21 protein-coding genes and 1 rRNA gene are annotated in these 22,876 nt (G+C 54.2%); 10 read left to right on the forward strand and 12 right to left on the reverse strand.

The window, feature by feature from the left end; translation table 11 throughout:
- Positions 1-2: 2 nt before the first annotated feature.
- From lepA to rseD, 6 genes are all read right to left on the reverse strand, one after another.
- Positions 3-1,802, reverse strand: a complete 1,800-nt coding sequence (lepA, locus tag IYV58_RS20555; protein WP_004123687.1) for a translation elongation factor 4 — start codon at positions 1,800-1,802, stop codon at positions 3-5.
- A gap of 185 nt (positions 1,803-1,987) precedes the next feature.
- A complete protein-coding gene (gene rseC, locus IYV58_RS20560; RefSeq protein ID WP_004123689.1) occupies positions 1,988-2,467 on the reverse strand; it encodes a SoxR-reducing system protein RseC in 480 nt (159 codons plus the stop codon).
- Positions 2,464-3,420: a sigma-E factor regulatory protein RseB gene (gene rseB, locus IYV58_RS20565; RefSeq protein ID WP_004123691.1), complete on the reverse strand. Its 957-nt coding sequence runs from the start codon at positions 3,418-3,420 to the stop codon at positions 2,464-2,466. Before rseB ends, rseC begins: the two co-directional genes overlap by 4 nt.
- Entirely contained in the window at positions 3,420-4,070 is a 651-nt protein-coding gene (gene rseA, locus IYV58_RS20570; RefSeq protein WP_004123700.1) for an anti-sigma-E factor RseA, read from the reverse strand. The genes rseB and rseA overlap by 1 nt, the downstream gene beginning before the upstream one ends.
- Before the next feature lie 32 nt (positions 4,071-4,102).
- The gene (gene rpoE / locus IYV58_RS20575) at positions 4,103-4,678 is read right to left on the reverse strand and encodes an RNA polymerase sigma factor RpoE (RefSeq protein WP_004104583.1); all 576 of its coding nucleotides are present in this window, start codon (positions 4,676-4,678) and stop codon (positions 4,103-4,105) included.
- A 39-nt stretch (positions 4,679-4,717) separates the two neighbouring features.
- Positions 4,718-4,816 carry a rpoE leader peptide RseD gene (gene rseD / locus IYV58_RS28620; protein WP_157261965.1) on the reverse strand — a complete coding sequence of 33 codons (99 nt, stop codon included), beginning with the start codon at positions 4,814-4,816 and terminating at the stop codon, positions 4,718-4,720.
- Between the two features lie 285 nt (positions 4,817-5,101).
- Between rseD and nadB the strand changes: the two genes are divergently transcribed.
- On the forward strand, positions 5,102-6,721 hold the full coding sequence (nadB, locus tag IYV58_RS20585) for an L-aspartate oxidase (protein ID WP_195729225.1): 1,620 nt from the start codon (positions 5,102-5,104) through the stop codon (positions 6,719-6,721).
- Here the strand turns inward: nadB and trmN are convergent.
- Positions 6,706-7,446: a tRNA(1)(Val) (adenine(37)-N(6))-methyltransferase TrmN gene (gene trmN, locus IYV58_RS20590; RefSeq protein ID WP_004123705.1), complete on the reverse strand. Its 741-nt coding sequence runs from the start codon at positions 7,444-7,446 to the stop codon at positions 6,706-6,708. The genes nadB and trmN overlap by 16 nt on opposite strands.
- A gap of 132 nt (positions 7,447-7,578) precedes the next feature.
- On the opposite strand from trmN, the gene srmB reads away from it, so the two are divergent.
- Both srmB and IYV58_RS20600 read left to right on the forward strand, forming a co-directional pair.
- On the forward strand, positions 7,579-8,904 hold the full coding sequence (gene srmB / locus IYV58_RS20595; RefSeq protein ID WP_004123707.1) for an ATP-dependent RNA helicase SrmB: 1,326 nt from the start codon (positions 7,579-7,581) through the stop codon (positions 8,902-8,904).
- A gap of 116 nt (positions 8,905-9,020) precedes the next feature.
- Entirely contained in the window at positions 9,021-9,740 is a 720-nt protein-coding gene (locus IYV58_RS20600; protein ID WP_004123709.1) for a GntR family transcriptional regulator, read from the forward strand.
- Here the strand turns inward: IYV58_RS20600 and IYV58_RS20605 are convergent, their stop codons facing one another.
- A complete protein-coding gene (locus tag IYV58_RS20605; protein WP_032742187.1) occupies positions 9,741-10,931 on the reverse strand; it encodes an enolase C-terminal domain-like protein in 1,191 nt (396 codons plus the stop codon).
- A 284-nt stretch (positions 10,932-11,215) separates the two neighbouring features.
- Between IYV58_RS20605 and IYV58_RS20610 the strand changes: the two genes are divergently transcribed.
- On the forward strand, positions 11,216-12,580 hold the full coding sequence (locus IYV58_RS20610; RefSeq protein ID WP_004123714.1) for a PTS transporter subunit EIIC: 1,365 nt from the start codon (positions 11,216-11,218) through the stop codon (positions 12,578-12,580).
- Positions 12,581-12,635: 55 nt separating this feature from the next.
- Here IYV58_RS20610 and grcA read toward each other — a convergent pair whose 3' ends face one another.
- Complete coding sequence (gene grcA, locus IYV58_RS20615; protein WP_004123715.1) at positions 12,636-13,019, reverse strand: autonomous glycyl radical cofactor GrcA; 384 nt, start codon at positions 13,017-13,019, stop codon at positions 12,636-12,638.
- Positions 13,020-13,330: 311 nt separating this feature from the next.
- Between grcA and ung the strand changes: the two genes are divergently transcribed.
- Positions 13,331-14,020 carry a uracil-DNA glycosylase gene (gene ung, locus IYV58_RS20620; RefSeq protein ID WP_049113002.1) on the forward strand — a complete coding sequence of 230 codons (690 nt, stop codon included), beginning with the start codon at positions 13,331-13,333 and terminating at the stop codon, positions 14,018-14,020.
- A 55-nt stretch (positions 14,021-14,075) separates the two neighbouring features.
- On the opposite strand, the gene IYV58_RS20625 is transcribed toward ung, so the two are convergent.
- Complete coding sequence (locus IYV58_RS20625) at positions 14,076-15,149, reverse strand: tRNA/rRNA methyltransferase (RefSeq protein ID WP_004123719.1); 1,074 nt, start codon at positions 15,147-15,149, stop codon at positions 14,076-14,078.
- A gap of 203 nt (positions 15,150-15,352) precedes the next feature.
- Between IYV58_RS20625 and trxC the strand changes: the two genes are divergently transcribed.
- The 5 genes from trxC (at position 15,353) to IYV58_RS20650 (ending at position 21,076) form a co-directional block, all read left to right on the forward strand.
- Complete coding sequence (gene trxC / locus IYV58_RS20630; protein ID WP_004104599.1) at positions 15,353-15,778, forward strand: thioredoxin TrxC; 426 nt, start codon at positions 15,353-15,355, stop codon at positions 15,776-15,778.
- A 69-nt stretch (positions 15,779-15,847) separates the two neighbouring features.
- Positions 15,848-16,546, forward strand: a complete 699-nt coding sequence (locus tag IYV58_RS20635; RefSeq protein WP_112165490.1) for a tRNA-uridine aminocarboxypropyltransferase — start codon at positions 15,848-15,850, stop codon at positions 16,544-16,546.
- A 35-nt stretch (positions 16,547-16,581) separates the two neighbouring features.
- Positions 16,582-19,260, forward strand: a complete 2,679-nt coding sequence (locus IYV58_RS20640) for a bifunctional acetate--CoA ligase family protein/GNAT family N-acetyltransferase (RefSeq protein ID WP_195729226.1) — start codon at positions 16,582-16,584, stop codon at positions 19,258-19,260.
- A gap of 93 nt (positions 19,261-19,353) precedes the next feature.
- Positions 19,354-20,709: a CDP-diacylglycerol--serine O-phosphatidyltransferase gene (gene pssA / locus IYV58_RS20645; RefSeq protein ID WP_004123725.1), complete on the forward strand. Its 1,356-nt coding sequence runs from the start codon at positions 19,354-19,356 to the stop codon at positions 20,707-20,709.
- A 40-nt stretch (positions 20,710-20,749) separates the two neighbouring features.
- Entirely contained in the window at positions 20,750-21,076 is a 327-nt protein-coding gene (locus IYV58_RS20650; protein WP_004123726.1) for a YfiM family lipoprotein, read from the forward strand.
- Positions 21,077-21,078: 2 nt separating this feature from the next.
- On the opposite strand, the gene IYV58_RS20655 is transcribed toward IYV58_RS20650, so the two are convergent.
- Both IYV58_RS20655 and rrf read right to left on the reverse strand, forming a co-directional pair.
- Positions 21,079-22,377: an MFS transporter gene (locus IYV58_RS20655; RefSeq protein ID WP_004123728.1), complete on the reverse strand. Its 1,299-nt coding sequence runs from the start codon at positions 22,375-22,377 to the stop codon at positions 21,079-21,081.
- A gap of 318 nt (positions 22,378-22,695) precedes the next feature.
- A 5S ribosomal RNA gene (gene rrf, locus IYV58_RS20660) occupies positions 22,696-22,811 on the reverse strand.
- Positions 22,812-22,876 lie beyond the last annotated feature (65 nt).

Here is a 22,876-nt window from a genome sequence, read left to right on the forward strand (position 1 = left end):
GGTTATTTGCCGTCTTTACCAACGTGCAGAATGGCGAGGAACGCTTCCTGCGGGAGCTCAACGTTGCCGACCTGCTTCATGCGTTTCTTACCGTCTTTCTGCTTCTGCAGCAGCTTTTTCTTACGGCTGACGTCGCCGCCATAGCATTTCGCGAGGACGTTTTTACGCAGCTGCTTCACGGTAGAACGGGCAATAATGTGGTTACCGATGGCAGCCTGGATAGCGATATCGAACTGCTGACGCGGGATCAGCTCTTTCATCTTCTCTACCAGTTCGCGGCCGCGGTACGGCGCATTGTCGTTGTGCGTGATCAGCGCCAGCGCATCCACGCGCTCGCCGTTAATCAACACATCTACACGCACCATGTTGGAAGCCTGGAAGCGCTTGAAGTTGTAATCCAGCGACGCATAGCCGCGGGAGGTGGACTTCAGACGGTCGAAGAAGTCGAGCACCACTTCCGCCATCGGAATTTCATAGGTCAGCGCCACCTGATTGCCGTGGTAGACCATGTTGGTCTGCACACCGCGTTTTTCGATACACAGGGTGATGACGTTGCCCAAAAACTCCTGCGGCAGCAGCATGTGACACTCAGCGATCGGCTCGCGCAGCTCCTGGATATTGTTCAGCGGCGGCAGCTTCGACGGGCTATCGACGTAGATAACCTCTTTCGAGGTGGTTTCGACTTCATAGACTACCGTCGGCGCCGTGGTGATCAGATCCAGGTCATATTCACGCTCCAGACGCTCCTGGATGATCTCCATATGCAGAAGACCGAGGAAGCCGCAGCGGAAACCGAAGCCCAGCGCGGTAGAACTCTCCGGCTCGTAGAATAGTGAAGCATCGTTGAGGCTCAGTTTGCCCAGCGCGTCGCGGAAGTTCTCATAATCATCTGAGCTTACCGGGAACAGGCCGGCATACACCTGCGGTTTCACCTTTTTGAAGCCAGGTAGCGCTTTCTCTGCCGGGTTGCGCGCAAGCGTCAGCGTATCGCCGACCGGCGCGCCGAGGATGTCTTTAATGGCGCAAACCAGCCAGCCTACCTCGCCGCATTTCAGCTCGGTACGGTCAACCTGTTTCGGCGTGAAAATCCCCAGACGGTCGGCGTTATACACCTGCCCGGTGCTCATCACCTTAATTTTATCGCCTTTGCGCATAGTGCCGTTTTTGATACGCACCAGAGAAACGACGCCGAGGTAGTTATCAAACCAGGAGTCGATGATCAGCGCCTGCAGCGGCGCCTCCGGATCGCCTTCCGGAGGCGGAATATCGCGCACCAGGCGTTCCAGCACATCTGGGACGCCAACGCCGGTCTTCGCTGAACAGCGTACCGCATCGGTGGCATCAATACCGACAATGTCTTCAATCTCTTCCGCCACGCGTTCCGGATCGGCCGCGGGCAGGTCAATTTTGTTCAGGACCGGAACCACTTCCAGGTCCATTTCCATCGCCGTATAGCAGTTAGCTAGCGTCTGGGCTTCTACACCCTGGCCAGCATCAACCACCAGCAGAGCGCCTTCACAGGCGGCAAGCGAACGAGAAACTTCATAAGAGAAGTCGACGTGGCCGGGGGTGTCGATAAAGTTCAGCTGATAGGTTTCGCCATCGGCCGCTTTGTAATCCAGGGTGACGCTCTGCGCCTTGATAGTGATACCGCGCTCACGTTCAAGATCCATGGAGTCCAGAACCTGGGCTGCCATTTCACGATCGGAAAGGCCACCGCAAATCTGGATAATACGGTCAGACAATGTCGACTTACCGTGGTCGATGTGAGCGATGATTGAAAAGTTACGTATATTCTTCATATTTAGAGTTAATTATGCCTTACGCGAATCATGAGGCCGCTGTTCTGTGCCTGACGTTTTTTAATCCGAAAACGCCGCATTCTACACTACATCCACGAAACCAGGAAATGCTCTTACCGCTAGCATAACCGGAGTAAATGATGAGTTCTTGCGGGAGTTGTAAATAAAGATAAGGGCCAGTGAAATCACTGACCCAGTTGGGAGGAAGGCGTCTCGATGCGGACTAAATCTGGCGGCAAGCCGACGCTGATAATAACCGGCTGCCACGACTGCCGGGAGGCTAGACCCGGCGAAAGACCGCGTGCGACCAGAAACCCGCCCACGCCGCCCAGAATTGCCCCGCATAGCGAGGCAAAGTCGTTGGCAAACAGCACCTGGAATATCGATGCCATCACGAACAATCCGACTAACGGCGCCATATATACCAGTACTGCCGACCCAAGCAGACTACTCTCAGCAATGCCCAGTTCCACTTTTTGCCCGACCGACAGCGGCTGCTCGCAGGGAACGCTAATGGTATGGCTGGTTTGCGGCCCAAGCTTATTCAGCACCCGGCTTCCGCAGCCTGCGCGGGAAGCACAGCTGCTGCAGGAGGCTTTCACATCGCAATGAACCAGCGCAACGCCATTATCCCAGGAAACAACCGTCGCCCACTCTTTAATCATTGGACTGCCCTGAATTTAATACTGTCGGAAATACGCTTCGCCGTTTGCGGCGGTAGCTCGCCAACAATGGTTATCTCTGCATTATCACGCACGGTAGTCGCCACGGTACGACGTCCGGTACGCAGCAGCTGATCGCTGCTATTCGCGGTGGCGCGATTAATATTGATAGAGAAACTAAACAGCCCATCGGAATACAAACGGGACTCAACCGGACCATCGAAGGTGGGTAGACGACGCTGGCTGCTGGACACTTCGGCAACCCCCTGCGGCAGCCATGTTGGCGCCCAGTTGAAGTTGGCCTTATTGCCCCCCTCCGGCACCGACAGCTGCGGAGGCAGATTCGCTTTAGACAGGGTTTCCATGCTGGCGCTCACGTTATCCCCCACGTTGAACGAGACGACCCGGAACTGCTCAAGCGTTTCGCCGTCGCGGTCAAGCAGATCAACGCGCAGAGGCAGCTTAGTTTCAGCGTCTAACCATGCGATATAGCTATAGCGGGTGCCATCGCGAGCCACGACGCGCACGACATCGCATAAACGATCGGCAATACGCGTCCGCCCTACGGAAATGAAGTCGTAATAGGACGACAGACGTTTAAAGTCGGAATAGACCAACGATGGCAGCGAATCAACGATATAGTCGCCGTTCAGGGTAAAAGGATCGAGCCCGGGTTCAAAGTAGCTGATTTCCGTTCCGCGCAGCACTACTTCGCGACGAGGTCCGTCAAGCTGCAGGAGCTGAGCCAGGGTGCGATTATCCAGTTTAGCGTGTCGATACCGCAGCGACTCAACGCCCTGCTTGTTGATGCTGACGAAAGAGAGTTCGTAATTGAGGGACTGGCTGGCCAGGTTCATCTGCTGCAACAACGCCCCGGACGATGTATCAGCCGAGGCGTTGACGGAGAAGAACAGGCTGCCTGCCATGAGCGACATGGCACACCAAAGTTGCTTCATTACTGCGATTGCGTTCCTAAAGTTTGATAGCCCGGTACCTGAACGGCGGCTTGCTGAGTCTGGGCCTGACCAAACTGGAGCTGTTCCGCATGCAGGCGACGCTGCAATTCATAGTCCTGCAGCATAGCATTAATTCTGCGGCGCTGTTCCTGCACCTGAGCCTGCTGACCGCTACCCGCTGAAGCCTCAGCCGGTACGCCCAAGCTAACCGGGCTGGCCTTGCCCATCATCGGCATAGTGTTAAACACCGGCGCCTCCGGCTGCTGAGATGAATCAGAATGGCCATTATACTGCTGGACGCCGACAATCACAGCGAGGGATACGCACGCGGCAACGCCCATCTGGGTGAGCGAGCTGGCCCATGGGCGTACTTTTTGCCAGAAAGGCATCTGTCGCCACTGGTGCGGCGCGGGCTGAGATTCAGGAATAAGAGGAACCGTCTGACGAACGGGCTCGTTTTCAATGGCGGCCATGACGCGAGCTGAGATATCAAAATGGAGCACCTCACTCGTATCGCCTCGCAGCGTATCGCGGATGAGATGGTAGCTCTCCCAGGTTTTTTGCATTTCAGATGAACGCTCCAGCTCGTTGAGCAGTTCGTTATCCAGCGTTTCACCATCCATTAAGGCCGAAAGTTTTTCTTTCTGCATGCCTGATACCCTTTTCCAGTATTCCGCTATCGTCAACGCCTGATTAGCGGTTGAACTTTATTATCAATAGCTTCTCGCGCCCGGAAGATGCGCGAACGCACTGTGCCCACCGGACAATCCATGATGGCGGCTATTTCTTCATAGCTCATGCCATCCAGCTCCCGCAAGGTGATTGCCATGCGTAAATCTTCCGGGAGCGATTCAATGGTACGAAAAACTATTTGTCTCAGCTCTTCTGACAACATTAAGTTCTCAGGGTTCGAAATTTCTTTCAATGCCCCGCCACTTTCGAAGTTTTCAGCATCATTTGCGTCAACATCGCTGGATGGCGGACGGCGGCCCTGAGCAACCAGATAATTCTTCGCCGTGTTGACGGCGATGCGATATAACCAGGTGTAAAAAGCGCTATCCCCCCGGAAAGAATCCAGCGCACGCCATGCTTTGACGAACGATTCCTGAACAACGTCAGCGATATCGCCCGGCGGCACGTAGCGGGAGACCAGGCTTGCAACCTTATGCTGATAGCGCACCACCAGCAGGTTAAATGCTTTCTGATCTCCTTTCTGGACCCGTTCAACGAGGACCTGATCCGTTAACTGCTCGCTCATCCGAGGTAATGTCTCCCCAAACCCAATTCCCATGCGTATTCAAAAACACCACCCAATTACTGCATAAATGAGCAAGCAGAGGGTTGGAGTGTCTGAAAACAATAAAGTTCCGTTACGCCTTAGTTTTTCGTCCGGCACCGGCTGACGGATTGTTATCTCTCATTATATGTCCCGGTAGCTAAACGATATGTAAGATAATAAGAAAAAGCGCAAGACCCGCCAGAAGGGTAACGTAACCCGGCTTTTATTTCACTATAAAATCTGAAGCTAACGAGCCGCTTCGCAAAACCTTTTTTCGCTTCCCCGCCCGTATCATTAAGCCGTTATGTTTAGCCCTCACAACAATGAGTAAAAAAAATGTACGATTTCTCGCGGGCTGGTGCTATTGTTCGCTTATTGTGTTTAGTAAATTAAACAAAGGCTATGAAAACAACTTCCGATTCCTCCTGTGATGTGCTGATTATTGGCAGCGGCGCTGCCGGATTATCCCTTGCCTTACGCCTGGCGGAGCGCTGCACGGTTACGGTTCTCAGCAAAGGCCCTATCAGTGAAGGTTCTACTTTCTACGCGCAGGGCGGAATTGCCGCCGTGTTTGATGAAACCGACAGCGTAGAATCCCACATTGAGGATACGTTGATCGCCGGGGCAGGTCTTTGCGATCGCCATGCGGTGTCGTTTGTGGCGAGCAACGCCAAACCCTGCGTTCAGTGGCTGATCGATCAGGGCGTCTTGTTCGATACCCAGGTTCAGGCGAACGGCGAGGAGAGCTACCATCTGACCCGCGAGGGGGGGCACAGTCACCGCAGAATCCTTCATGCCGCCGATGCGACCGGTAAAGCCGTTGAAACCACCCTGGTGAGCCAGGCGCTGGCCCACCCCAACATCCGCGTGCTGGAGCGCAGCAACGCCGTTGACCTGATTATCTCCGATAAAATCGGTCTGCCCGGAACGCGCCGCGTGGTGGGCGCGTGGATCTGGAATCGTAATAAAGAAGCGGTTGAAACCTGTAGCGCAAAAGCCGTCGTGCTGGCAACCGGCGGCGCGGCGAAAGTTTACCAGTATACAACGAATCCTGACGTCTCTTCCGGCGATGGTATCGCGATGGCCTGGCGTGCCGGCTGTCGGGTCGCCAATCTCGAATTTAATCAGTTTCACCCTACCGCGCTGTACCATCCGCAAGCGCGCAACTTCCTGCTGACGGAAGCGCTGCGCGGCGAGGGCGCCCTATTGAAACGCCCGGACGGCACGCGGTTTATGCCGGACTTTGACGAACGCGGCGAGCTGGCCCCGCGCGATATCGTCGCCAGAGCCATCGATCATGAGATGAAGCGCCTGGGCGCTGACTGCATGTATCTTGATATCAGCCATAAACCCGCAGGATTTATTCGCCACCACTTCCCGATGATCTACGAGAAGCTACTGGGGCTGGGCATCGATCTGACCAAAGAGCCGGTGCCCGTCGTGCCTGCAGCGCACTACACCTGCGGCGGCGTCATGGTTGATGATAATGGGCGTACAGACGTGGATGGACTGTATGCCATCGGCGAAGTGAGCTATACCGGATTACACGGCGCGAACCGCATGGCATCAAACTCGCTGCTTGAGTGCCTTGTCTACGGATGGTCCGCCGCCGAGGATATTGTCAAGCGCATGCCTTTCGCGCAGGCGGTCAACGAACTGCCATCGTGGGACGAAAGTAAGGTCGAAATACCGGATGAACTGGTCGTGATTCAGCACAACTGGCATGAGCTGCGTTTGCTGATGTGGGATTATGTCGGCATCGTGCGCACCACCCGCCGCCTCGAGCGCGCCCTGCGCCGCATTAATATGCTGCAGCAGGAGCTGGACGAATACTACGCCCGCTTTCGCGTCTCCAATAATTTACTGGAGCTGCGTAACCTGGTGCAGGTTGCCGAGCTGATTGTGCGCTGCGCCATGCTACGTAAAGAGAGCCGAGGGCTGCACTATACACTCGACTATCCGGAACAGCTGCCGGATAGCGGGCCATCTGTGCTCTCGCCGCTGGCTTACATAAAAAGATAAAAATCCTGGGTCAAAGCGGTAAAACCTTCGGAATACTGCTGCTCCGGCCCACGGATAATCAATCTGTCGCTAAAGCACTCGTCTCCCGCCGTTGGAGAAAAAGCCAACAGAACCCGATGCGGCGGACGCATTTCCGTTTCCGCTACATCGGTACGTAGACGCAGATGCCAGCCCATATTCTGCGCCCGTTGCACAAAGGCGTTGCCAATGTCGACCGGAAGCACGACGCAGAAAAATCCCTCCTCCGTAATCAACTCGGCGGCGCAGGTTAATAATGTCGAATGATCGAGTGAGGAAGTATAACGAGCCTGCTCGCGCTGCGAGGTTGCGCAAGGTACGCCGTCGGCAAAAAAGGGAGGATTGCTGACAATCAGCTCATAGCGCCGGGTTTGCGGCGGCTGCCATTGCTGAATATCCGCCTGATGAATGTGCAGACGCCCGGCCCATGGAGAATCCTCAGCGTTTTCTTGCGCCTGCGCTGCCGCCTCTTCATCCAGCTCCACGGCATCAACGATCACCGTCTCCCCAGTTCGCTGCGCGAGCATCAGCGCTAACAGACCACTGCCGGCGCCGATATCCAGCACGCGTTTAACCTGAGCGATCGGCGCCCATGCGCCAAGTAAAATACCGTCGGTACCCACTTTCATCGCACAGCGATCGTGGGCGACAAAAAACTGCTTAAACGTAAAACCATTGCGCGGCAGCGCGAACTTCGACTGGGACATCCTCGATAACCTTGCGGGCAAAAAACTCCTGAGCTTAAGGCTATGCACAATACCGGAGAACAGATAGCCTTACAAACAGATGAACATTGCGTCCGTAACGTCTATAATCGGCGGTCCACTCAGAGGTAGATCATGACTGTAACGACTTTTTCCGAACTTGAACTCGACGAAAACCTGCTGGACGCCCTCCAGGATAAAGGTTTCACACGCCCGACAGCCATTCAGGCCGCCGCTATTCCGCCTGCGCTTGATGGCCGTGATATTCTCGGTTCAGCCCCGACCGGCACCGGTAAAACGGCGGCGTATCTCCTGCCAGCGTTGCAGCATCTGCTCGATTTTCCGCGCAAGAAGTCTGGTCCGCCGCGTATCCTTATCCTGACCCCTACTCGCGAACTGGCGATGCAGGTTGCCGACCATGCGCGTGAACTGGCAAAACACACTCATCTGGATATCGCCACGATCACCGGCGGTGTCGCCTATATGAACCATGCCGAAGTGTTCAGCGAGAACCAGGATATCGTGGTCGCCACCACCGGTCGCCTGCTGCAATATATTAAAGAAGAAAACTTTGATTGCCGCGCCGTTGAAACGCTGATCCTTGATGAAGCTGACCGCATGCTGGACATGGGCTTCGCGCAGGATATCGAACATATCGCCGGCGAAACCCGCTGGCGTAAGCAGACCATGCTGTTCTCCGCAACCCTCGAAGGCGACGCCATTAAAGATTTTGCCGAGCGTCTGCTGGAAGAGCCGGCGGAAGTTTCGGCGACGCCTTCCACTCGCGAACGTAAAAAGATCCATCAGTGGTATTACCGCGCGGATGACATCAAGCATAAAACCGCCCTCCTCGTGCATCTTCTGAAGCAGCCGGAAGCGACGCGTTCTATCGTCTTCGTACGTAAGCGCGAGCGCGTGCATGAACTGGCAGGCTGGCTGCGTGAAGCGGGTATCAACACCTGCTGGCTGGAAGGCGAGATGGTGCAGGCGAAACGTAATGAAGCGATCAGCCGTCTCACCGATGGCCGTATTAATGTATTAATCGCTACCGACGTTGCCGCCCGCGGTATTGATATTGCGGATGTGAGTCACGTTTTCAATTTCGATTTGCCGCGCACGGCGGATATCTACCTGCACCGTATCGGTCGTACCGGGCGCGCGGGTAAAAAAGGAACCGCCATTTCTCTGGTTGAAGCCCACGACCATCTGCTGCTGGGTAAAATTGGTCGCTATATTGAAGAGCCGTTAAAAGCCCGCGTCATCGATGAACTGCGCCCGACCACTCGCGCCCCCAGCGAGAAGCAAACCGGTAAACCTTCCAAGAAGGTTTTAGCCAAGCGTGCAGAGAAAAAAGAGAAAGAAAAAGAGAAACCGCGCGTGAAAAAACGCCATCGCGATGCTAAAAATGTCGGCAAGCGTCGTAAGCCGAGCGGCAGCGATACGCCGCAGCAGTCGAGCTAAGAGTAAAAGAGCGCCGGGATATTCCGGCGTTTTTGCATTTACGCCTGCGGAAACAGTGCCGCGGGGGGTGGTATCGGGCGCGCTCCTTTGGGCCGGTGAGTCAGGAAGTCATCATTATGAAAAAAAAAGATTTCGTCACCCAGGATCTACTCAGCAAAATCTACCAGCACAATGACCCCGGCCCCCGCAAGCTCCCGCCTGAACGTCGTCTGGCGGAGGAGTATGGCGTCTCGCGGTTTACTATCCGCCAGGCGCTGGAAAAACTCGCCGACATCGGCGTCATACGCATCGTGCAGGGCTCGGGGATCTGGATAAACGAGCGGATGAGCAACAATCCGCTGGTCTATAACTCCATCACCGAAAAGCGCTTCGATCGGATGTGCTATCGGACAATCAGCCTGCATAAAAAGCGCCCCGACCGCGAGGAGCAGCAGATTTTCGGTATTACGGATGAGGATTTTATCTGGCAATTTTGCCGCCTGCGCTTCGTCGATAACGTGGCGCTGCAGATTGAGATATCGCGTATGCCGGCCGCCGCCTTTGCCGATCTTAGCCGGGAGGTTATTGAGAAATCCCTGCAGCAGTATGTGCTGGCCAAGGGCTATCAAATTTCACATTTACTCACCACCTATCAGGCGGTGAGCGTCAGCCGGGAGCAGGCTGCCCTGCTGGGTTGCAAAAAGGGTATCCCGGCCATGCATATTAACAATCGGGGGATTCTCAACGGCGGGCAGGTGTATGAAATCAGCGATATCATCGATATCAACTACTCCTGTACCTACGTTATACCGCATAACCGCGACAACTTAATCTTCCGCCAGGCGCCCTCGGACTAGCTATGGCGTATGGATCGTGCCGTCAGGCAGGCGGCTCTGCGTCCATTCATGCGGACGATAGACCACCGGATATGCCTGCGCCATCTGCTGATTAAAGCCGACGCCAATCCCCGCCGCCTTAGGGGGATAGATAAACCCGTTTTTGACAACCGGCGCGCCGGGGAATACCGTATCGGTCGCGCCAGAACGCGGTATAAACTCCTGGATTGCGGCATTGCTGAGGTAGATATTCAGGTGGGTATTGACCGCAACCCCAATAGGCGTCATATCGCCTGGCCCGTGCCACGCCACGCGCACGCCGAAGGCCTGACAGAGAACCGCCAGCTTCAGGGCTGGCGTAATCCCGCCAATCTGGGAAACGTGGCAGCGAATAAAATCGATCTGTCGCTTAACAATCAGGTCATGCCATTCAGCCGGATTATTAAACAGCTCCCCCATTGCGAGCGGGATCGCGCTTTGCTGGCGGATCTGCGCCAGCCATGCGCTCTGCTGCGGCGCTAAAATATCCTCAATAAACCACGGCTGATAGGGCTCGAGCTGCTTCGCCAACTGCAGCGCCTGCTGCGGGAAGAGCCTTTCGTGGACGTCATGGAGGATATGGAAACGGTGTCCGTAGCGCGCTCGCAGCAGCCGGAACATCTCTACCGTATTCCTGATGTACTCATCCTGATCGTAATAAGCTCCCGGCGTCGGGTTTTCCGGCGTGTGCATCTCCTGCGCCGTTCCGCCGTAAAAACCGAGCTGGCAGCGGATATGGCGATAGCCCTCTTCCAGCAGACGTTCAACGGCGATAAACAGCGCTTCCGGCGTCTCGCCGCTGGCATGGGTATACGCCGGAATAGCGTCACGTGATTTACCACCAAAGAGCTGATACAGCGGCATTCCCGCCAACTGGGCTTTGATATCCCATAGCGCCATATCAACGCCGGCGATCGCGTTATTCATTACCGGCCCGTTTCGCCAGTAGGCGTTGACGTTCATCATCTGCCAGAGGTCTTCGATATTGTTGGCATCACGACCAAGCAGCAGCGGCTGAAGATATTCATCAACCATCGTTTTGACCGCCAGCGGACGCTGTTGGAAAGTCGCGCAGCCGTGGCCCACGGTGCCTTTGTCGGTGGTAACGCGTACCGTGACCAGGTTATGACGATCGGGGCGGGTGATAAAACACTCAATATCAGTAATTAGCATAGCGTTCACGGCAAGGCTCCCTGCGGCAAAATAATAAAAGATGATGCCAATTATCTTCGCCCTATTTATTAGACAAGGTAAACCTTTTTATTTAATAAAATTTTGGTCCGAAAAACGAATTTAATTTCATTAAAAACCGTACCAATTTAGACATAAACCGCCAACAACCACCATAACCAATGCAATTTGTGACTGAAATCATATTTTATTGGTTTGTTTTTATAGTTTGGCTTATTTACCATTTCACGACGCAAGCAGCACCACACATTAATCCAGGAGCCGGTATGGAGACGCAAGATGCAATCAGCAGAATTATTTTTCTGATTGGCGGAAAAGAAAATATTAATAACGTCTGGCACTGTATGACCCGATTACGCTTTGATTTAATTGATGATAACAAAGTAGAAAAAGAAGAGATTAAGAAACTACCCGGCGTGCTCGGCGCGCAGCTGCAGAGCGATCAGTTCCAAATCATCATCGGGCCGAAAGTCAGTAGCTGGTATGAACGCCTGCTCGCGGTATTAGGTCCCGTCGGCGAAGAGGCTGCGGAAAAACCCCACCAGCGTAAGGGGCTGGTATCGCTGTTTATGGATACCGTATCGGGCGTTTTTGGCCCGATCGTGCCGGCCATTGCCGGAGCCGGGATGATAAAAGGCCTGCTGGCCGGACTGATCGCGCTGAAAGCGGTACCGCAAAATAGCGATACCGTGATGATAATCGACCTTATCGCCAGCGGCGTATTCTATTTCCTGCCCTTTTTCCTTGCCGTCTCGGCGGCAAAGATTTTTAAGACCAACGAGTATCTGGCCGTCGCCGTTGCCGCCTGCCTGATGTACCCGACGCTGATTGACGCCGCGAAGGCGCTGGCGGCCCATCATGATGGAGCGGTTTCCGCGCTGTGGCTTCTAAACGCCGTCCCGATCCCCGTATTCAACTACGCCTCCAGCGTAATCCCGGTTATTTTCTCCGTGCTGGCGCTGAAATATATCTATGCCTGGGTCGATCGCATTATGCCCGAGGTGCTGAAAACCGTTTTCACGCCGACGCTGGCGCTGTTTATCGGCGCGCTGGCGGCGCTGGTGATTATTGGTCCGGTTGGCATTTGGCTTGGCAAAGCGCTGGCGTGGTTTATTGAAGGTCTGTTCGGCATCTCCGCGAGTTTTGCCGGACTGGTGGTGGGTGCTATTCGCCCGGTCGCGATCCTGACCGGAATGCATCACGCCATGACGCCCATTGCCCTGCAAAACTTCAGCGATCGCGGTTACGACATGCTGATGCCGATGATGTTTATGGCCAACATGTCGATAGCGGGCGCGACCTTTGCTATCTGGCGCGTGAGTAAAAACCGCCAGCAGCGCACGGTTACGCTGTCTGCGGCAATTTCCGCGCTGCTAGGGATCACCGAGCCCGCGCTGTTTGGCGTCTTAACGCGCTATAAAAAAGCGTTCGTCGCGGCCACTGTTGCCAGCTCGCTGGCCTCAGCCTTTATCGCTTTCTTCGGCGTACGACTGTATGGCTACATTCTGTCGAGCATTTTTAGCCTGCCGGCTTACATCGGCCCCTACTTTATCTTTGCGCTGTCGGGCGTGGCGATCGCCATCGTATTGTCGTTCACCCTCACCACGCTGTTGGTAAGGCAGGAGCGCTAGCCTGAGATAATAAAAAAACCCCCGGCTCGATTGAACCGGGGGTTTTTGCTAACGCTTACAGACTTTCAGTGAAAGTACGTGCAATAACGTCGCGCTGCTGTTCCGGAGTCAGAGAGTTAAAGCGTACCGCATAGCCAGACACGCGAATGGTCAGCTGCGGGTATTTTTCCGGATTTTCAACCGCGTCCAGCAGAGTTTCGCGACGCAGCACGTTAACATTCAGATGCTGACCGCCTTCAACGCGGACTTCAGGCTTCACGTCTACCGGAATTTCACGGTATTCGATCTCGCCCAGATTGCTCACAGCAACCACATCATCTTCAGCAAAACCGGCCTTTGCGCACAGGCAGCGGGCTTCGCCTTTTTCGCTATCCAGCAACCAGAAAGAGTTCAGCAGGTCGTCGTTTGCAGCTTTAGTAATTTGGATACCAGTAATCATTTTTTGCCTCCCAGGCAGGGTTTGTTCGATTATTGGCCTTCGCGGCCAATTGGTAAAACCATTGTTCTATGAGTGTATATATATCAGCCGGGCACCCGGCATTCTTTGATTTAAATCAACAAAAACCACATCACAAAAGTGGTCATAGATGGATATTATTGTTTTACATCAAGTTACGCCGTGCCAAACACCAAATAAATTTGTAAATTTTCAATTTTTTTTGCATGGGGAGCGCCAATCGCGCGGAGCAAATTTTGTGATGTTGAAAGATGCAGTTAAGCTATGTCGATGACACTTTGCAGGAGAGCAAAATGACCACCTCATTAACCTGGCATGACGTGCTGGCAGAAGAGAAGCAGCAACCCTATTTTGTTAATACCCTTAAAATCGTAGCTGAAGAACGCCAGTCGGGAGTCACTATCTATCCCCCGCAAAAAGATGTCTTTAACGCGTTTCGTTATACCGAGCTAAGCGACGTCAAAGTGGTGATTCTCGGCCAGGATCCCTATCATGGACCCGGACAGGCGCACGGACTGGCCTTCTCGGTTCTGCCAGGTATTCAGATACCGCCGTCGCTGCTGAATATGTACAAGGAGCTGGAAGGGACAATACCGGGCTTTCAGCGCCCGACTCACGGCTATCTCGAAAGCTGGGCACGTCAGGGAGTTTTGCTGCTCAATACCGTATTAACGGTTCGTGCCGGGCAAGCGCACTCGCACGCTAGCCTCGGATGGGAAACCTTTACCGATAAAGTGATTTCATTGATTAACCAGCATCGGGAAGGCGTGGTATTTCTGCTATGGGGTTCGCATGCGCAGAAGAAAGGCGCGATAATCGATCGCCAACGCCACTGCGTGCTCAAAGCCCCGCACCCGTCGCCGCTCTCCGCCCACCGGGGGTTCTTTGGCAGTAATCATTTCGTGCAGGCGAATCAGTGGCTGGCCGAACGCGGCGAAGCGCCGATTGACTGGGTCCCCAGGCTGCCGGCTGAAAGCGAATAGCTCTGAAAATGAAAATGCCAGCATCACGCTGGCATTTTGACTCTGAAACAAGGTGTTACGCCTTGTTTTGACGCCACCATTCAGCCAGCAGCACGCCGGTTGCTACGGACACGTTCAGGCTTTCAACGTTGCCGGTGCCTTCAATCGCGATGTTCAGATCGGCGCTGGAAATAGCGGCGTCGGAAAGACCGTCACTCTCCTGGCCTAACACCAGTACCATTTTCTTCGGCAGCTCAGCTTTAAACAGCGGAGTCCCGTTATGGCTGGAAGTAGAAACAATCGCGTAGCCCGCTTTACGGAAGCGCTCAAGCGTGTCGATAAAGCTGTCGCCCGTAATCGGTTCAACGTGCTCCGCGCCGCCTTCCGCAGTACGAATCGCGGCGCCGGACTCCATAACGCCGGCATCCTGCACAATCACGCCCTTGACGCCAAAGTGCGCGCAGCTGCGCATAATCGCGCCGAGGTTATGCGGGTTACCGACATCTTCCAGCGCCAGGACACAATCTTCAGCGTCGGCTTTAGCTACCCACTGCTCAACGGAAGTGCCATGGCGCTTTTTAATCAGGAAGCAAACCCCGCCATGGTGTTCAGTGCCGGACGCTTTCGCCAGCTCTGCTTCATCGACCACGTGATAGGCTTTACGATTCGCCGCCATCCAGCGCAGAGCTTCTTTGAAGCGCGGGGTCACGCTCTGAATAAACCAGGCGCGAACGATAGCGTCCGGACGGCTCTGGAAGAGCGCCTGGCAAGCGTTTTCACCATAGACGCGGGTTTCTTCCGCGCGCTGGCGACGCAGCACTTCAGGATCGATAAAGCTTTTTCCGCTGATCCCGCCGTGATCCGCTTTCACCGGCGCCTCATCACCCGGCGCGCGGGATACGGTACGCCACGGAGAGGAACCCTCACCGCCAAAGCCTTCACGCTTGCGATCGTCACGTTTCCGATCGCCACCGCGGCTCTCTTTTTCATCGCGCGCAGGGCGGTTACGACCGTCAACACGAGACTTTCCTGGACGTCCCCCGCCCTTCCCGGTACGCGGGTTATGGGTACGTCGGTCAGAATCATCATCACTGCGGACATACATCACTTTGACCTTGCCGCTTTTATTTTTCAGTTCGTCGTCGCTCATTCATTTTCTCCACCTGCGCTGCGCGAAGCGCGCAGATTACCCGATGTGTCACCAGTTAGCCATTATTTCATTTAAAAGCCTGAGTCTATCGTATTCATTGAATAAAACTCATTGTCCTTTATTAGCTGTGCATCGATAATATGTAACATTACAGAAACAAATCGGCCACGTGCCGCGCTGCAACCCATAACCAGAGGTTAGTTATGAATACCGTTTGTGCCAGTTGTCAGGCTCTGAACCGCATCCCCGACGATCGTAGCGCCGATGGCGCGAAATGCGGGCGCTGCGGTCACGATCTTTTTGATGGCGATGTGATCAACGCGACCGGGGCAACTCTGGATAAACTGCTGAAGGACGATCTGCCCGTTGTTGTTGATTTCTGGGCGCCTTGGTGCGGCCCCTGCCGTAACTTTGCGCCAATCTTTGAAGACGTGGCTGAAGAACGCAGCGGCGAAATGCGTTTCGTGAAAGTGAATACCGAAATGGAACGCGAACTGAGCGCTCGCTTCCGCATTCGCAGCATCCCGACCATTATGATGTTTAAAAATGGCGAAGTTATCGACATGCTCAATGGCGCCGTCCCCAAAGCGCCTTTCGATAGCTGGCTAAACGAAGCAGGCCAGCAGTAAACCTCACGGGGCACGACTTGTGCCCCGTTTTCTCCTCTGCGACAATGGCGTTTTTTCTTAGCGATCATCATGACTGATAACGCCGTCCTCCGCCTTCGAGCCGAACGCCTCGCGCGCGCCACCCGGCCTTTTCTTGCTCGCGGCAACCGTATCCACCGCTGCCAGCGCTGCTTGCTGCCGTTGAAACAGTGCCTCTGCGCCACCCTCAACCCGGTTGCTGCTACCAGCCGTTTTTGCCTGGTGATGTTCGATACCGAGCCAATGAAGCCCAGCAATACTGGACGCCTGATTGCCGATACCCTGCCGGATACCGAAGCCTTTCAGTGGTCACGAACCGAACCGCCGCAGGCGCTGCTGGATTTAGTCGCCGACCCGCAATACCAGCCGATGGTGGTTTTTCCTGCGTCTTATGCCGACGCAGAGCGTCAGGTTCTTGATTCCCCGCTCCCGGGTAAACCACCGCTGTTTATCATGCTCGACGGCACCTGGCCCGAAGCGCGAAAAATGTTCCGCAAAAGCCCCTGGCTTGACGCGCTGCCGATGATTTCCGTCGATTTGTCGCGCATCTCCGCTTATCACCTGCGGGAAGCGCACGCAGAGGGTCAATACTGTACCGCCGAAGTCGCGATTGCGCTGCTGGATCTGGCGGGGGATAAAACCGCGGCCGCGGCTCTTGGCAATCACTTCAGCCTATTCAGAACGCGCTACCTGGCAGGAAAAACCCAGCATAAGGACAGTATCACAGCACAACTGAGAGAAAACGTTTAAAATCATTCGGTCACTGGGGATCAAAGGAGACCGGTATGAGCCAACGAGGCCTGGAAGCATTGCTGCGGCCAAAGTCGATCGCCGTTATTGGCGCATCAATGAAACCACAGCGCGCCGGTTATCTGATGATGCGCAACTTGCTGGCTGGCGGGTTTAACGGCCCCGTCCTCCCCGTTACGCCAGCGTGGAAAGCGGTTCAGGGCGTACTGGCCTGGCCTGACGTCGATAGCCTGCCCTTCACGCCCGATCTCGCCGTGCTTTGCACCAACGCCCGCAGAAACCTTGAGCTGCTGGAAGCGCTGGGGCAAAAAGGGTGCAAAACCTGCATCATCCTCTCTTCTATACCCGAACAGTATCCCGCTCTGCTGGAATGTGCCGCCCGCTATCAGATGCGGCTGCTCGGCCCAAATAGTCTGGGCCTGCTTGCGCCGTGGCAGGGTCTTAACGCCAGCTTTTCGCCGGTGCCTATACATCGAGGTAAACTGGCGTTTATTTCGCAATCGGCGGCGGTCTCCAATACCATCCTGGACTGGGCTCAGCAGCGTGAAATGGGTTTTTCTTACTTTATTGCGCTGGGCGATAGCCTGGACATTGACGTTGATGACCTGCTTGACTTCCTCGCTCGCGACAGTAAAACCAGCGCTATTTTGCTCTATCTCGAACACCTCAGTGATGCCCGCCGCTTTGTCTCGGCGGCCCGTAGCGCATCGCGTAATAAGCCAATCCTGGTGATTAAAAGCGGACGCAGTCCGGCTGCGCAGAAGCTCCTGCACGTCAATTCCGGTATGGATCCGGCATGGGACGCCGCTATTCAGCGCGCAGGCTTATTGCGGGTACAGGATACGCACGAGCTGTTCTCTGCGGTCGAAACCCTTAGCCACATGCGCCCGCTGCGCGGCGAGAAACTGATGATTATCAGCAACGGTGCCGCTCCGGCAGCGCTGGCGCTGGATGAACTTTGGCTGCGTAACGGCAAACTCGCCGCGCTCAGCGAAGAGACCAGCAGCGCTCTCCGTCAGGCTTTACCGGAAGCCATCGATATCACCAACCCGCTGGATCTCCGCGATGACGCCAGCAGCGAACATTACCTCAAAGCGCTGAATGTACTGCTGGATAGCCATGACTACGATGCGCTGCTGGTGATCCATTCCCCCAGCGCTGCCGCGCCGGGGACAGAAAGCGCGCTGGCGCTGATTGACGCCCTGAAGCGCCATCCGCGCGGCAAATACGTTACGGTTCTCACCAACTGGTGCGGTGAGTTCTCTTCACAAGAAGCGCGGCGCCTGTTTAGCGATGCGGGGCTGCCGACCTATCGAACGCCTGAAGGAACCATTACCGCTTTTATGCACATGGTGGAGTACCGGCGTAACCAGAAACAGCTCAGGGAAACCCCGGTCCTGTCAGATTCGTTAACCACTAACACTGCCGAAGCGCACAGCCTGCTGCAACGCGCAATGAATGAAGGCACAACGTCGCTGGATACCCATGAAGTGAGCCCTGTTCTGCGCGCTTACGGTATTCATACCCTGCCGACGTGGATTGCCGCCGATAGCGCCGAAGCTGTACATATTGCCGAGCAGATTGGCTACCCCGTCGCTCTGAAGCTGCGCTCGCCTGATATTCCGCATAAGTCAGAAGTTCAGGGGGTTATGCTTTATCTGCGTACGGCTACCGAGGTACAGCAGGCTGCGGACGCGATTATCGATCGCGTCAAAATGACCTGGCCTCAGGCGCGTATTCACGGACTGCTGGTGCAAAGCATGGCTAATCGCGCCGGGGCGCAGGAACTGCGGGTTGTCGTTGAGCACGATCCGGTTTTTGGGCCGCTGATCATGCTGGGAGAAGGCGGCGTCGAATGGCGGGCTGAGGATCAGGCCGCCGTCGCGCTCCCGCCGCTGAATATGAACCTTGCGCGCTACCTGGTTATCCAGGCCGTCAAAAGTAAAAAAGTGCGCGGCCGCAGCGCGTTACGCCCTCTGGATATTCCCGGCCTGAGCCAGCTGTTGGTACAGGTATCGAATTTGATCGTCGACTGCCCGGAAATACAGCGCCTGGATATTCACCCTCTTCTGGCTTCCGGCCACGAGTTCACCGCGCTTGACGTAACATTAACGCTCGCCCCCTTCACCGGCGACAGCGAAAGCCGCCTCGCCATACGCCCTTATCCACAACAACAGGAAGAGTGGGTGGTGATGAAGAATGGCGAACGCTGCCTTTTCCGTCCCATACTCCCGGAAGATGAGCCGCAGCTGATGGCCTTTATCGCTCAGGTCACAAAGGAAGATCTCTACTATCGTTACTTCAGCGAAATCAACGAATTTACCCATGATGATTTAGCCAATATGACGCAGATCGACTACGATCGAGAAATGGCCTTTGTTGCTGTACGCACCACGGTCGAAGGGAATGAGATCCTCGGCGTGACGCGGGCGATCTCCGACCCTGATAATATCGATGCCGAGTTTGCCGTCCTGGTGCGCTCCGACCTGAAAGGTATGGGTTTAGGCCGCAAGCTTCTGGAAAAGCTGATTGCCTATACGCAAAACCACGGCCTGCAGCGGCTGAATGGCATTACCATGCCGAATAATAAAGGCATGATCGGCCTTGCCAGAAAGCTAGGATTCTCGGTTGATATTCAGCTTGAAGATGGGATTGTCAGTTTGTCTCTACAGCTTGTACATGAGCAATTACAAACGGCTGGCCGCAATTGTTGACTACTTTAACGGGCAGTAATGGTATTATTGCCCGCTTACGTCGTCTGCATGGTACAGAAGACCCTTCAATAAACAGAGAAGAAACGCACTGTGATGTTGTCAAAATTTAAACGCAATAAACATCAACAACACCTTGCCCAACTCCCTAAGCTTTCTCAGTCAGTTGATGATATCGAGTTCTTTTACGCGCCGGCAGATTTTCGGCAAGCGTTACTGGCCAGGATAGCTCAAGCCACCCAGCGTATTTGCATCATTGCGCTTTATCTGGAACAGGATGATGGCGGCAAAGGAATTTTGCAGGCGCTATACGACGCTAAGCGTCAGCGTCCAGAATTAGATGTGCAGGTGCTGGTCGACTGGCATCGCGCCCAGCGCGGACGTATTGGCGCCGCGGCGTCAAACACCAATGCCGACTGGTACTGCCGCATGGCTCAGGAAAACCCCGGTGTCGACATCCCGGTTTATGGCGTTCCGGTCAATACCCGGGAAGCGCTCGGCGTTCTCCATTTCAAAGGCTTTATCATTGATGACAGCGTGCTCTACAGCGGCGCCAGTCTGAATGACGTTTACCTGCATCAGCACGATAAATATCGTTATGACCGCTACCAGTGCATTCGCAACGGTAAAATGGCCGATGTGATGTTCGACTGGGTTGAGAATAACCTGGTGCAAGGGCGTGGAGTTAACCGCCTTGACAGGGCCGATCGGCCAAAAAGTCCGGAAATTAAAAATGACATCCGTCAGTATCGCCAGGAGCTCCGCGATAGCGGCTATCATTTTCTCGGCAATGCTGATGAAGAGCAGCTGTCGGTTACCCCTTTAGTTGGTCTGGGGAAGACCAGCCTGCTGAATAAAACCATTTTCCATCTGATGCCCTGCGCTGAGCATAAGCTGACTATCTGCACCCCTTATTTCAACCTGCCCGCTCTGCTGGTCCGTAATATCATTCAGCTGCTACGCAGCGGGAAGAAAGTTGAAATTATCGTTGGTGATAAAACCGCTAATGATTTCTATATTCCGGAAGATCAGCCGTTTAAAATTATCGGCGCGCTGCCCTACCTTTATGAAATCAATCTGCGGCGTTTTCTGAGCCGGCTGCAGTATTATGTCAACACCGATCAGCTAATTGTCCGTTTATGGAAGGATGACGATAACAGCTACCACCTGAAAGGCATGTGGGTTGATGACGAATGGATGCTGCTGACCGGCAATAACCTGAACCCGCGCGCATGGCGACTGGATTTGGAGAACGCGATTCTTATCCACGACCCGAAACATCAGCTTGGCGCAATGCGCGAAAAAGAGCTCAATCTCATCCGCAAACATACTACGATCGTTCAGCACTATCGCGATCTACAGAGTATTGCCGATTACCCGATAAAAGTACGCAAACTGATCAGGCGCCTGCGACGTATTCGAATCGATCGCCTTATCAGCCGTATTCTCTGAATTCCCGCCCCGCTCAGCGGGGCTTTTTTCTGGAATTAGTATGCGCATCATCATGCTTATCGCCCCACTATTATTACTGACCGGCTGCAGCCATATGGCTAATGATGCATGGAGTGGCCAGGATAAAGCCCAACACTTCCTCGCTTCAGCCATGCTCTCTGCCGCAGGCAACGAATACGCCCAGCATCAGGGCTATAGCCGCGACCGTAGTGCCGCCATTGGCTTTATGTTTTCCGTGAGTTTAGGGGCATCGAAGGAGCTATGGGACAGCCGCCCGTCCGGGAGCGGCTGGAGCTGGAAGGACTTCGCATGGGATGTGGCAGGTGCCACTACCGGCTATGCGGTATGGCAGCTGGCACATCAGTAAGCCTACAAACGTAGACCCTTACCTTTACGATGTAGCGTTAGGGACACCAGGAATGCGATTGCTCCCATTACGGTCACGTACCAGTAAAAAGCGTGCTCAATTCCTGCCGATTTTAACGACAGCGCGACGTACTCAGCCGAGCCGCCAAATAGCGCATTCGCCACCGCATAAGATAGCCCAACCCCCAGGGCGCGTACCTGTGCCGGAAACATTTCAGCCTTCAGAATTCCGCTAATTGAGGTATAAAAGCTCACTATCAGCAGGGCACATATCACTAAAGCAAATGCCGCATACGGCGAACTCACGTTCTGTAATGCATTGAGAATTGGAACAGTAAAAACGGTAACAAGTACGCCAAAACAGAGCATTGAGGTCCGGCGGCCAATCTTATCCGAGAGCGCGCCAAAAAGTGGCTGAACCAGCATATAAACAAATAAAGCCGCGGTCATAATCATGCTGGCGGTACCCGCCGTCATGCCAGCGGTGTTGACCAGATATTTCTGCATATAGGTTGTAAAGGTATAAAAGCTTAATGAGCCGGCGGCCGTAAACCCCAACACCATAATGAATGCTTTGCGGTTACGCCATAATCCTTTAAACGATCCCGCTTCTTTTAATGCGCGAGTTTCCTGTTTTGAAGTTTCATCCAACTGCCGACGCAGCCACAGGGCAACGATGGCTAATACTGCGCCGAGAGCGAAGGGGATCCGCCATCCCCAGGCATGCAGCTCCTCATCGCTGAGGATCTGTTGTAACGCAACAACAACAAGTACAGCCAGAAGTTGGCCGCCAATCAGCGTGACGTACTGAAATGAGGCATAGAAACCTTTTTTACCTTCTACCGCAACTTCGCTCATATAGGTCGCGCTGGTACCGTATTCTCCGCCAACGGACAGACCCTGAAATAAACGAGCCAGCAATAGCAGAGCCGGAGCCCAGGTACCTATCGTTGCATAACCCGGCAGGCAGGCAATCACCAGTGAACCAAAACACATCATGCATACGGAGATAAGCATAGAGGTTTTACGTCCGCGGCGGTCAGCAATGCGCCCGAATATCCAGCCTCCGATCGGACGCATCAGAAAACCAGCAGCAAATACCCCAGCAGTTTGTAATAATTGAGTTGTGGTATTACCTGAAGGAAAGAAGATGTGCGCAAAGTAGAGTGAGCAAAATGAATAGACGTAGAAATCAAACCATTCAACTAAATTCCCTGACGATGCCCCTACGATTGCCCATATACGGCGCCGGGTATCACCGTGATCCTGGGATTCACGTTCGCTAATACTGCTTTCTGTCATTGTAATTCTGCTCCAGCAAAGACTGCAATCTGCTGTGTTGGATGACCCAACTCACTCAGACAAATTAATTAGTGAACCAAATGTTATATAGTTGTTATCATTTTATATGTGATAAATATCACATTTTATTTCTTACTGTGGCTATTCAAGATTAACGTGGACGGACAGGCTGGGATGAAGTGAAATATGAGGGTAAGTGCATCTGAACAGGCTTTTATATTACAAGGAAGGAGGGGAATGCATGGCTGGACAGAACGATTTTGCTTATCTGAAACGCAAAAAGCCCATCCGTCAGGATGGGCTCTTCACGTGTTTGATGCCTGGCAGTTCCCTACTCTCACATGGGGAGACCCCACACTACCATCGGCGCTACGGCGTTTCACTTCTGAGTTCGGCATGGGGTCAGGTGGGACCACCGCGCTATCGCCGCCAGGCAAATTCTGTTGTCAGAAACGAATCTTTTACACCGATGCTGCGTTGGCTGCATTCGTAAAGTCAG

It is taken from the genome of Klebsiella sp. BDA134-6 (assembly GCF_015601345.1).
Taxonomy (GTDB): Bacteria; Pseudomonadota; Gammaproteobacteria; order Enterobacterales; family Enterobacteriaceae; genus Klebsiella; species Klebsiella grimontii.

Excerpts from the sequence above, each read along its gene's own strand:
- lepA (WP_004123687.1), bottom strand. The coding sequence starts at position 1,802 with ATGAAGAATATACGTAACTTTTCAATCATCGCTCACATCGACCACGGT.
- rseC (WP_004123689.1), bottom strand. The coding sequence starts at position 2,467 with ATGATTAAAGAGTGGGCGACGGTTGTTTCCTGGGATAATGGCGTTGCG.
- rseB (WP_004123691.1), bottom strand. The coding sequence starts at position 3,420 with ATGAAGCAACTTTGGTGTGCCATGTCGCTCATGGCAGGCAGCCTGTTC.
- rseA (WP_004123700.1), bottom strand. The coding sequence starts at position 4,070 with ATGCAGAAAGAAAAACTTTCGGCCTTAATGGATGGTGAAACGCTGGAT.
- rpoE (WP_004104583.1), bottom strand. The coding sequence starts at position 4,678 with ATGAGCGAGCAGTTAACGGATCAGGTCCTCGTTGAACGGGTCCAGAAA.
- nadB (WP_195729225.1), top strand. The coding sequence starts at position 5,102 with ATGAAAACAACTTCCGATTCCTCCTGTGATGTGCTGATTATTGGCAGC.
- trmN (WP_004123705.1), bottom strand. The coding sequence starts at position 7,446 with ATGTCCCAGTCGAAGTTCGCGCTGCCGCGCAATGGTTTTACGTTTAAG.
- srmB (WP_004123707.1), top strand. The coding sequence starts at position 7,579 with ATGACTGTAACGACTTTTTCCGAACTTGAACTCGACGAAAACCTGCTG.
- IYV58_RS20600 (WP_004123709.1), top strand. The coding sequence starts at position 9,021 with ATGAAAAAAAAAGATTTCGTCACCCAGGATCTACTCAGCAAAATCTAC.
- IYV58_RS20605 (WP_032742187.1), bottom strand. The coding sequence starts at position 10,931 with ATGCTAATTACTGATATTGAGTGTTTTATCACCCGCCCCGATCGTCAT.
- IYV58_RS20610 (WP_004123714.1), top strand. The coding sequence starts at position 11,216 with ATGGAGACGCAAGATGCAATCAGCAGAATTATTTTTCTGATTGGCGGA.
- grcA (WP_004123715.1), bottom strand. The coding sequence starts at position 13,019 with ATGATTACTGGTATCCAAATTACTAAAGCTGCAAACGACGACCTGCTG.
- ung (WP_049113002.1), top strand. The coding sequence starts at position 13,331 with ATGACCACCTCATTAACCTGGCATGACGTGCTGGCAGAAGAGAAGCAG.
- IYV58_RS20625 (WP_004123719.1), bottom strand. The coding sequence starts at position 15,149 with ATGAGCGACGACGAACTGAAAAATAAAAGCGGCAAGGTCAAAGTGATG.
- trxC (WP_004104599.1), top strand. The coding sequence starts at position 15,353 with ATGAATACCGTTTGTGCCAGTTGTCAGGCTCTGAACCGCATCCCCGAC.
- IYV58_RS20635 (WP_112165490.1), top strand. The coding sequence starts at position 15,848 with ATGACTGATAACGCCGTCCTCCGCCTTCGAGCCGAACGCCTCGCGCGC.
- IYV58_RS20640 (WP_195729226.1), top strand. The coding sequence starts at position 16,582 with ATGAGCCAACGAGGCCTGGAAGCATTGCTGCGGCCAAAGTCGATCGCC.
- pssA (WP_004123725.1), top strand. The coding sequence starts at position 19,354 with ATGTTGTCAAAATTTAAACGCAATAAACATCAACAACACCTTGCCCAA.
- IYV58_RS20650 (WP_004123726.1), top strand. The coding sequence starts at position 20,750 with ATGCGCATCATCATGCTTATCGCCCCACTATTATTACTGACCGGCTGC.
- IYV58_RS20655 (WP_004123728.1), bottom strand. The coding sequence starts at position 22,377 with ATGACAGAAAGCAGTATTAGCGAACGTGAATCCCAGGATCACGGTGAT.